This is a genomic window from Tissierellales bacterium (assembly GCA_035301805.1).
GTDB lineage: Bacteria > Bacillota > Clostridia > Tissierellales > DATGTQ01 > DATGTQ01.
This window is the reverse complement of the sequence record DATGTQ010000015.1, coordinates 1-9,018: the sequence shown is the minus strand read 5'-3', so window position 1 is coordinate 9,018 and position 9,018 is coordinate 1. Positions and strand designations below refer to the sequence as shown.

At 26.6% G+C, this 9,018-nt stretch carries 11 protein-coding genes; 1 reads left to right on the top strand and 10 read right to left on the bottom strand.

Annotated elements, in window-relative coordinates; all coding sequences use genetic code 11:
• Positions 1-328: 328 nt before the first annotated feature.
• From VK071_00740 to VK071_00695, 10 genes are all read right to left on the bottom strand, one after another.
• On the bottom strand, positions 329-706 hold the full coding sequence (locus tag VK071_00740) for a type II toxin-antitoxin system PemK/MazF family toxin (protein ID HLR33842.1): 378 nt from the start codon (positions 704-706) through the stop codon (positions 329-331).
• Positions 707-711: 5 nt separating this feature from the next.
• Positions 712-969, bottom strand: coding sequence for a hypothetical protein (locus VK071_00735; protein ID HLR33841.1), 258 nt, complete (start codon positions 967-969; stop codon positions 712-714).
• 328 nt (positions 970-1,297) lie between these two features.
• On the bottom strand, positions 1,298-1,975 hold the full coding sequence (locus tag VK071_00730) for an N-acetylmuramoyl-L-alanine amidase (protein ID HLR33840.1): 678 nt from the start codon (positions 1,973-1,975) through the stop codon (positions 1,298-1,300).
• A gap of 48 nt (positions 1,976-2,023) precedes the next feature.
• Positions 2,024-4,522 carry an FtsX-like permease family protein gene (locus VK071_00725; protein ID HLR33839.1) on the bottom strand — a complete coding sequence of 833 codons (2,499 nt, stop codon included), beginning with the start codon at positions 4,520-4,522 and terminating at the stop codon, positions 2,024-2,026.
• Positions 4,519-5,199, bottom strand: a complete 681-nt coding sequence (locus tag VK071_00720) for an ABC transporter ATP-binding protein (protein HLR33838.1) — start codon at positions 5,197-5,199, stop codon at positions 4,519-4,521. The genes VK071_00725 and VK071_00720 overlap by 4 nt, the downstream gene beginning before the upstream one ends.
• Before the next feature lie 44 nt (positions 5,200-5,243).
• Positions 5,244-6,290 (bottom strand): HAMP domain-containing sensor histidine kinase, encoded by a 1,047-nt coding sequence (locus tag VK071_00715; protein ID HLR33837.1) that lies wholly within the window; start codon positions 6,288-6,290, stop codon positions 5,244-5,246.
• 1 nt (position 6,291) lies between these two features.
• Positions 6,292-6,945: a response regulator transcription factor gene (locus tag VK071_00710; protein ID HLR33836.1), complete on the bottom strand. Its 654-nt coding sequence runs from the start codon at positions 6,943-6,945 to the stop codon at positions 6,292-6,294.
• A gap of 234 nt (positions 6,946-7,179) precedes the next feature.
• A complete protein-coding gene (locus tag VK071_00705) occupies positions 7,180-7,332 on the bottom strand; it encodes a hypothetical protein (protein HLR33835.1) in 153 nt (50 codons plus the stop codon).
• A 332-nt stretch (positions 7,333-7,664) separates the two neighbouring features.
• Positions 7,665-8,057 carry a hypothetical protein gene (locus VK071_00700; GenBank protein ID HLR33834.1) on the bottom strand — a complete coding sequence of 131 codons (393 nt, stop codon included), beginning with the start codon at positions 8,055-8,057 and terminating at the stop codon, positions 7,665-7,667.
• Between the two features lie 99 nt (positions 8,058-8,156).
• On the bottom strand, positions 8,157-8,375 hold the full coding sequence (locus tag VK071_00695) for a hypothetical protein (protein HLR33833.1): 219 nt from the start codon (positions 8,373-8,375) through the stop codon (positions 8,157-8,159).
• 388 nt (positions 8,376-8,763) lie between these two features.
• Between VK071_00695 and VK071_00690 the strand changes: the two genes are divergently transcribed.
• Positions 8,764-9,018: T7SS effector LXG polymorphic toxin (locus VK071_00690; GenBank protein ID HLR33832.1), on the top strand; the 255-nt coding region annotated here is incomplete at its 3' end.

Below are 9,018 nucleotides of genomic sequence, written 5' to 3'. Positions count from 1 at the left end.
TTATAGCACGCTCCCCACAGGCGGGGTCAGATAGAAAGTGAGGTTTTTGTAGGTTTATTTGCTATTTTACATAATTTTAGATAAAAATTTAGAGAAGATTTAATCTATGTCTATCTTCTCTAAGTCTGTTGTTTACCATGTCTAGTAACATTTAATGTTTTTTAGAATTCTTAAGATTTATGCATGTCATTACTTTGACACGAAGGGTCATACTTGGTAGTTAGTTATTTGCTGTTTTGGGAAAATAAGGTGTTATGTTGTTCATGGTAAAACGTTTAATATAAATAGTGTGTCATAGAGAAACTAATTTTATGCTTTTTTCAACTCGTTAACAAGAGTTTAACATTTTCTCATAAATTGCATTAAAAATAATATTGCACTTATTTAATACTTCTTTAGGTGTCTTTTCTATAAATTCATATGGTCTTTCACTTAAATCCAATACTTTGATTTGATCCATTAAAATATCACCTTTAGTTTGAATGTTATATTCATCTAAATTTATTCTGGTAAAAAAAGTGCTGGTTGAATTTGTTATTGGAACTACTGTTACTATTCCATTTAGTTCTTTTTGTGTAATAGGATCCGATATTACAAGTCCAGGTCTATATCCCCCTTGTTCATGGCCCTTAGATGGTGAAAAATTAATTTTTATTATATCTCCAAACTTTAAATTATTGAAGTCATTTTTATCTAGTTTAATCATTATTCTTACCACACTTCTTTCCCAACAGGATTTCCCCAATCTATATCTAATTTTGGATTTAATTTTTCTCCCTTAGATTGTTCAGCTAAAAGTTCAAATTTTGTTTTTTCTTGTTTCTTTTTTAATATTATATTTTCTCCTTCTATATCAACATTAAAACTTATATTTTCAAAATTGTTACTATCTATGTTTAATTCATCTAATATTATTTTTGGTATACGAATAGCTGCACTATTACCCCATTTAGCTAAATTAAGTTTCATCCAAATCACCTCTTTTTTTAAATTACTTCTTACATTTAGTATATACCCGTATATACCAAATGTCAATCTTAACTATATCTTATGTCAAAAAATATATATTATATAATGTTTGAATCTTATTTTCCTTTTCCTCTTATAAAGTTCTCCTTATTTAGGAAAACTTATTATGTATTAGTTATGATATTCTTAGGATAGAACCCCAAACCCATTGATTTATCTACACTTTATGCCCGTGTCATTATTATAGCACGTTCCCCGCAAGCAGGAGCAGAGAAAGATTAAGATTAAAGTTCTATTAAAGGAGGACAAGTGTTAGGAGTAGCCTAAGCTAGTCCTTTAAATTCAAGCTAAAATATTCTTCTAATTCATCTATTATTGAATCCACTATCTTATTTTTATAATCATCCGTTAGCAAAAGTTTTTCTTCATTTTCATTAGATAAAAACCCACATTCAATTATTACAGCTGGCATCTTTGTCTGATTCAGTACAATTAAATCTTCTCTTTCTATTATTCCCTTATCATTAGCACCAGTTCTATTAATTAGTGAATTCATCATAATTTGTGCCAATTCGTTATTATTTAAATCGCCAACAGTACTTTCTCTATTTGGATAATAAAGTACCTGAATCCCATTTGTAGAATTATTATTTTCCATAGCATTACCATGTATGCTAATAAATACCCTAGCTCTTTTTTTATTTGCCAATTTTGCCCTTAAAAGATTGTCTACATATTCATCACTATCTCTAGTTAAAATAACTTTATAGCCATTTGACCTTAATTTTTCCTTTAGTTTTTTAGAAATCTCTAAATTAATATCTTTTTCATAATTACCACTAAATCCGGTAGTTCCTGGGTCTTTGCCTCCATGTCCAGCATCTATTACTATAACCTTTTCTGAAGATTTGAAATTAAGACTTAGAAATGGAATCCTTCTTAATGTAATTAATATAATTAAAGCCAGTAATATGACTAAAAATACTCGTTTAATTTTTCTAAACAACAGATGTACCCCCCTTATACTGATGAGCATTACATGAACTTACATAGACTACCCTTCTATAATTTCTTTTTTATACTTATTGTAAATCTTTGATATAGCAATATATATTATCAAAATATATCCTATAATAACTAAAATAAATAAATAGTTTAAATTTAATAAAAAATCTATTGGTCTAAATATCGTAAATAATTTAGACATTATATAGGTAATAGCTAATACTATAAAAGGCATTGAGAAAATAAAGCTAAATAAAATTTTCTTTTTCTCCTTTTCTAATATACTTTCTAATAATTTTTTGTCCATTCCTATGGATTTATATAATAAAAATTCATCTTTTCTCTTTAGAAATAGGTTATAGAATGAAAAATAGGAATTTGAAAATCCAACTACTACAAAAAACAGACTTAAGAAAATTGCCAATACACTTCCTATTATATTTCTTTTCTTGACTAAGTTTTTCTCATCTAATTTAGATTCTAAAAAGTAGTCATCTACCTTAAAATACTCCATTGACATATTATTAATGCTCTCTTGAATTTCCTCTATATTATCAGTTTTAACTGAAATATATTCATATTGATCTAGATCTCCTATTCTTAAAAAGTTATGGAAAAGTTCTATATACTGAGACTTAGGCATATATACATTTAAACAATATTTCATAAAAGTATAATCAAATAGGGGGGTATCTATTTTATCCTCTACGTTTAAAGTGAATTCATGCCCCTTAGTTTTAGTCCCCTTAACCTCTATAAGATTTTCATATTCTGAAAGAGATAATTCATTTACATCGTCTTTTAAAAATTTTATATCTTTCATATCTGATACTGGAATATTAAAATCATCTCCCATAGTATTTAAAAGAATAGCTTTATTTCCAACATAATCATCTGGGTTAAACCCTCTTTCTAAAGCCAATTCTTTAAATTTTTCATCTTCTATACCAAAGATTTCTACCCTCATATTTTCAAAAGACCCTATTTCTTTTCCTAAACTACTTAAACTATCTGTGTTCCTATATTTATTTGAAACCATATTAGGATCAAAATCTAAAAATACAGTTTCTTTTCTGAAATTTACTAAATCCTCTATATTTAATTTTTTAATTTCTTTTATAAAATCTTCATGTAATGGCTTTAAAGTTGCATATTCACCTTGAATATCATATGTTTCATATTTACTTACACGATTATATTTTTTATCCATAGAATAATAAGTAATCGCCACCATTACAAATACCATTAATAAAAAACCTATTTTAAAAGTTATACCTGTAAATCTAAAATTATATTTACTATTTTTATAAAATTGTTTTGAAAGGTCTTTTTCTATATTTCCTGTATATTTTAAATCATGCTTTTTATAATTTTTATTTCTAATATTTCCCTTTAATCCATCTAATATAGAATTTTTCTTAAGTTTTTTGATTGGCTTTTTAATTCCTATATATATTATTAAAAAGCTTAGAATATATACGAATAAAACAAGCCTAAAATCTAATTTTAAATCCAAATGCATATATATTGAATATAAATCTTTTCCACCAGAAAAATATTTATCAACTGAATTTATAATTAAAAATAATATCTTTACTAATCCAAGAGATAAAAGCATTCCTAATACTATTGGTATCTGGGATATATACATAATCTTTAATCTTATTATTTTACTTATATCTTTATTTGTAGCCCCAATAGATTTAAGCTTTGAATATTCCATAATAGATTTTGATTCTTGAACTAGAAATAAGTTTAGAATTATTGAATAAAAAAGAATTATTAATATTATAAATAGAACAAATACTAGAATATGGTTAGTATAATCCTTTAATAAATTCTTTTCTGGGTCAATAACGAAGGACCTATTTAAATATAAATCGTTATAACCATAAGTAACATCTTTAGTCTCCAAGTTGTCCATAATTTCTTCACTTAAATTATAGGTTCTATATATATTTTTATACCATATAAAAGGTGATAATTCTTTGCCACTTTCTAAAAGGACTCTTTGGCTTACATTTAAATATATATTATAGAAGTTTTGATACCCATGAATTGCATCATAGTATATACCTGATATGTGGTATATCTTATCTTCAATTTCTATATTATCTCCTAAATATTTACCTATTTCTTTAGCCATATCATCACTTATCATTACCTGTCCATCTTTAGGAAGTTTTCCTTCTTTTAAGGAGAACTCCATTGTAGACATTGCATTATCATCCATTTTAAAAAGTTTAGTCTTCTCTTTAGGACCAAACCCTTCTTCGAGCTCTTTTGTATTAAAAAAACCAATTTTCTTTATATGCCTATTTGAAACTAAATTATTTGCATCTTGACTTGAGATTGTACTTATAATTCTAAATTGTGCTCCTCCCATATTATCAATTGGCATATCCTTAAAGGATTTATAATAGGAGAATACTCCAAATACAAAGGTAGATAAGATTAATACAGCTAAAAATATAGTAATTCTTGTTGAATTATAACTTTTCCTATTGTTTTTAATATCTCCTTTAATATATTCTTTAAAAATATTCATCTTATCACCTCGTCACTTATAACAAGGCCATCTTCCATTCTGAACATTCTATCTGCTGATAATGCTACTTCTTCATCATGGGTTACTATTATCATTGTTTGCTTATATTTTAAATTGGATAGTCTGAAAAGTTCTATTATATCTTTAGAATTTTTCTTGTCTAGATTTCCTGTCGGCTCATCTGCCAAAACTATACTTGGCTTATATATTAAACTTCTAGCTATAGCCACCCTCTGTTGCTGCCCTCCTGATAATTTGTCTGGAAAGACTTCCAATTTATCATCAATCCCTAAACTATTTACCAGTTCCTTAAAATATTCTGTTTCCACTTCTTTATTATCCATTAAAATAGGTAGTTTTATATTATTTTCCACTGAAAGATTGGGGATTAAATTGAAAAACTGATATATAATTCCTAGCTTTCTCCTTCTATAAAGTGCTAAACTATTTTCATCCAGCTCTGATATATTGCTACCTTCTACAATTACATTTCCGTCTGTTTGTTTATCTATGCCTGAAATTAAATTTAAAAGAGTAGATTTTCCACAACCACTTGGTCCCATTACAGCAATCATTTGACCTCTTTCTATAGCTAGATTGATATTCTTTAAGGCTTCTACCTTTGTTTTTCCTTCACCATAGGTCTTTTTTAAGTTTTCGATTTTTAATATTTCCATATTCTTACCTCCTATAGCTAAAGGATATAATATGAAGATGACATCTAAGTGACATTATAAAATTTAATTTGAAATGTAAGTCCGCTATCATTGTATGCATTTATTTCTCCATTGTGGTTTTCTATTATTGATTTTGAAAGATTTAAACCTATTCCATAGCCGGGTATAGATGTATTTCCCCTATAAAACCTATCGAAAATTCTTTTTAAAACTTCCTCTTCTAATCCCTTTCCATTATCCTTTATCCTTATTTCTCTATATATTGGATTAGATACAAACTCTATTTCAACTTTATCTAAAGTATGTTCTAGGGAATTTTTTATTATATTTAAAAATCCTTCATAAAGCCAAACTTCGTCTCCTAAAACTGTAAAATCCTCTCCAATATACTCTACTTTAACATTTCTATCTCTATTTAAACTATTTACTATATCTTCTATTATTTCCTTTACGGAAAGCTTTTCATATTTATAATCTATAGTATTTGAATTTACTTTAGATAGCTTTAAAAGTACTTCTGTAAAGTTTTTAAGTCTATCTAATTCCAAATATAACTTTTCTAAGTATATATCTGTATTTTCTTTATCTGTTTTAATTAACTCTGCCATAAATCCTATTGAGGTTATAGGTGTTTTAAGTTGATGGGCTATATTTGTTAAGTCTTTCTTTAAATTGGATTTTTGTCTTTTAGATTCTTCTTCTAAAGATTTTAAATTTACTATAATCTTATATAATTCATCTCGCAGGATGCTGTATTCATCATCTTCTTTTATCTCCATAGAATAATCTCCACTATTTATCCTTATTAAATATTGTTCCAATTCCTTAATTTTTGACCTGAGTTCTTTATCTTTTTTTCTATTAAATAGTATATATATTCCATATATGATTATAGAAACAATAAGAATAAGTAAAATTCCATATATCTTATGAACAAATATACTTTCATTGTAGTATCCTAAAGATTTTAAAGTAATCTCACTATTAAATCCTTTAATATCTAGGATATTTGAAATTGTACTATAAAAATATCTATCCATTCCCTTTACTAAAAGGCTTACAATTAATAATACCATTATAAAAAAACTCATATTAATCCCTCACAAATCTATAGCCAATTCCCCTAACAGTTTCTACTACATAGCCATAATCCTTTAGTTTTTCCCTAAGCCTTTTAACTGTAACAGAGAGAGTATTGTCTTCTACAAACTCTCCATCCATATCCCAAATTATTTCTAAAATCTTATCTCGACTTAAGGTATTCCCCCTATTTTCAAGAAGAAGTTTCAAAACTTCATATTCCTTTAAAGTTAAATTTATATCTTCTCCATCTAAAACGCATCTATAGTTTTTTTCATCTAATATTAAACCTCTATAGTTTAACTTTTCTTCTGCTCCATCTACTCGCCTTAAAACACTTTCTATTTTCGCTTTTAATATTGGGAGTTTAAAAGGCTTTGTTATATATCCATCAGAGATATTAAGTCCCTTTACTATATCTTCCTCAGAATCATTAACTGTTAAAAATATTACTGGTGTAGATTCTATATTAAATATCCTTAAGAAATCAAAACCCGTCCCATCTGGTAAATTTATATCTAAAAGAATTAAATTAAAATCATAAGTAAAGTTTTCTTTAGCTTCCTTTAAAGATTTACCAATTACTACATCATAGCCATTGTTAACTAAATAGACCTTTATTCCAAAACCTAGAGTTTCATCATCTTCTAATAAAAATATTCTCATTTAATCACCTCAAAGATATTGTACATCATAAATAACTTTGCAAACATGCTTATAATATTAATTTTATTTGAAAAATATCTTACCTACAATTAAATATTACCATAGGAATGAGAAAACGGTAAGATTATTCTTACCGTAAATTTTTAATATTAAATTTTTTATCCATAGAATAGAAAATTCTATTATTGTTTCTTTATTTAAATATCCTTAATTAAATGAGTTTAAACAAAAGTTTTATGTGAAACCTAAAAATCTTTCTACAAATATCTCATTAGCCTTCATTAAATTCTGATAATACTCCTCATAGGATGGAGATAATCTTCTCATAGCAGGAATAAATATATCATTATAACCACTAGTTTCTCCAAATGATTTCATGGCTTCCATTAGCTCCCCATATGGAGAAGACTGGTATTCTGCAGACTCCTTAAAGCCTTAGTATTCTTCAATTATTTCTGAATAATCCTCTAAAAATTTTTCAGGATTTTCTATGCTTTCTCGTTTCTTCTCCTCTGTCTCAGCAATCCTTTCATCTGTCCAAAAAATCCATTGCCTCTTCTAACTGGCTCATAATTTCATCTGAAATTTTTGGAGGATCAACTTCATCTAGAAAATTAATAAAGGTGTAATTTATAGAAAATCTACTACTATTTTAGAATAGAATTCAAATATTATTTACATATAAGATACAGTTTATAAATGTTACGACTTAAACTGCTTCAATTATCTTGATTATTAAAGAATATAACATCAATAAAAGATATCCCAAATACTAAACCCAAAGCATTTGAAGAGACTCTATATAAATCAATTTTAGTAGGTCTAAATAGATAATCAAAGCCATAGCTCAAAGCAACAAGCGTAACAAATGAAATAATAAAGCTAGATATTCTCTTTCTCATGTCGGTCCATTTTAACTTTCCTAAATTTAAAATAGTAATAAATAAAATACATATAATAAAGAAAAAAGTTAAAAAGACATATCCCACTACAAATTTAAAAGCAAAATCATTATCTATATCTTTATAAACAATAAAAAGTGACATTATTGTTCCAATTGCGAATAGTGTATAAAGAATTCTTGTGAAAACTAAGACTTTGTTCTTTTTCATTTTAGCACCGCCCTTAATTATACAGCTACATAATAATCTTTTTTAATAGCAAATAAGAAAACATATGGTAAATAGCTTTGACTATTTACCATATGTTTTCTATCCTCTACTTCTTTTCAAGTTTAAAAACATTTGAATTACTATAATTAGTCCGGCAACTATCATTATTAAAGATGCAGTGTTCATACTTATTTGAATTTTATATACTCTAACAGCTATTCCAAGTAAGGTTAACAATGCACCTAATATAAGCCCTGGAATATTAGTTGGTAGGAATACTATTCCTAGAATGATTAATACATAAATTAGTGTTGTCATAATATCCCCTGGTTTCTAAAGTCATTATATTTAATATGTATTTTTAGACTTCGTGCTACCAAGGATACGCACCTCCCCTTTTCTAATATATATCCTTTAATTCTACTTATTTCTCCAATAATACCTAAATACCCCTAGAATTCTATTTTAATATATAATATCATATTTTAAAGTGTTTTACACTTAATATTTTATCAACCTTTATTACTTAATTCTACAAATAACATCAAAAGACTGAAATAAAAGGGAGGAATTTGTTGGAAAGATTAAACGGTATAAGTAACTCTACTATGGTATAATATGTCATATGATAATGGAAATCTCCATCAACAAAATGACTTCATTATTATATATCTTTGAAAGAATATATTATATGAGGTGGGTAGCTATGAGATATCATGTTAAATATGAGGAATTACAATCGGTACAACAAAATATTCTCAACCAAATAGACAATTGGTATAATCAACTTGAAGAGGTAGCTAAAAAACTAGTAGATGTTGCAGAAATGGATCATATAAAAGGAGCTACTGGGAAAAGCATTAAAAACTATATATATGAAGTCCATATTCCAATTATACAAATGTTTACTCAACTTTTAGCAGAATATGAAACAAAGTTTTTAATATATGCCAATGAATAC

Bases quoted from the DNA above. Each gene is read 5' to 3' on its own strand.
- VK071_00740 (HLR33842.1), bottom strand. From the start codon at position 706: ATGATTAAACTAGATAAAAATGACTTCAATAATTTAAAGTTTGGAGAT.
- VK071_00735 (HLR33841.1), bottom strand. From the start codon at position 969: ATGAAACTTAATTTAGCTAAATGGGGTAATAGTGCAGCTATTCGTATA.
- VK071_00725 (HLR33839.1), bottom strand. From the start codon at position 4,522: ATGAATATTTTTAAAGAATATATTAAAGGAGATATTAAAAACAATAGG.
- VK071_00720 (HLR33838.1), bottom strand. From the start codon at position 5,199: ATGGAAATATTAAAAATCGAAAACTTAAAAAAGACCTATGGTGAAGGA.
- VK071_00715 (HLR33837.1), bottom strand. From the start codon at position 6,290: ATGAGTTTTTTTATAATGGTATTATTAATTGTAAGCCTTTTAGTAAAG.
- VK071_00710 (HLR33836.1), bottom strand. From the start codon at position 6,945: ATGAGAATATTTTTATTAGAAGATGATGAAACTCTAGGTTTTGGAATA.
- VK071_00705 (HLR33835.1), bottom strand. From the start codon at position 7,332: ATGGAAGCCATGAAATCATTTGGAGAAACTAGTGGTTATAATGATATA.
- VK071_00700 (HLR33834.1), bottom strand. From the start codon at position 8,057: ATGAAAAAGAACAAAGTCTTAGTTTTCACAAGAATTCTTTATACACTA.
- VK071_00695 (HLR33833.1), bottom strand. From the start codon at position 8,375: ATGACAACACTAATTTATGTATTAATCATTCTAGGAATAGTATTCCTA.